The organism is Neisseria sp. P0021.S007, from assembly GCF_051956855.1.
Map to the genome: position 1 here is coordinate 1 of NZ_JBQCXA010001144.1, position 526 is coordinate 526.

General features: G+C 53.2%; 1 protein-coding gene. It reads left to right on the plus strand.

Features of this window, described 5'->3' with window-relative positions; genetic code table 11:
* The coding region (locus ACTHUR_RS17960) for a DnaB-like helicase C-terminal domain-containing protein (protein ID WP_440400099.1) at nucleotides 1–526 on the plus strand (526 nt) is incomplete at both ends.

Genomic DNA, 526 nt, shown 5'->3' on the forward strand with positions numbered 1-526 from the left:
GGGCAGGGATGCCGGGCAGCTGTTGGATGAAGCGGAAAACAAAGTGTTCCAAATTGCGGAAAGTACAGCTAAATCCAAACAGGGCTTTCTCGAAATGCCTGCGCTTTTGAAGGAAGTGGTCGAGCGCATCGACATGCTCTATTCCCGCGATAATCCGGATGAAGTTACCGGCGTGTCGACTGGATTTATCGATCTGGATAAAAAAACCTCGGGTCTCCAGCCTGGCGATTTGATTATCGTGGCGGGTCGTCCGTCTATGGGCAAAACCGCCTTTTCGATCAACATTGCCGAACACGTTGCCGTAGAGGGCAAGCTGCCTGTCGCCGTATTCTCGATGGAGATGGGCGGCGCGCAGCTGGTTATGCGTATGCTGGGTTCAGTCGGACGTTTGGATCAAAGCGTTTTAAAAACCGGCAGATTGCAAGACGAACACTGGGGCCGTCGGAACGAAGCAGTCGTTAAACTTTCCGATGCACCCATGTATATCGATGAAACTCCGGGCTTGACCGCGCTCGAACTGCGCACC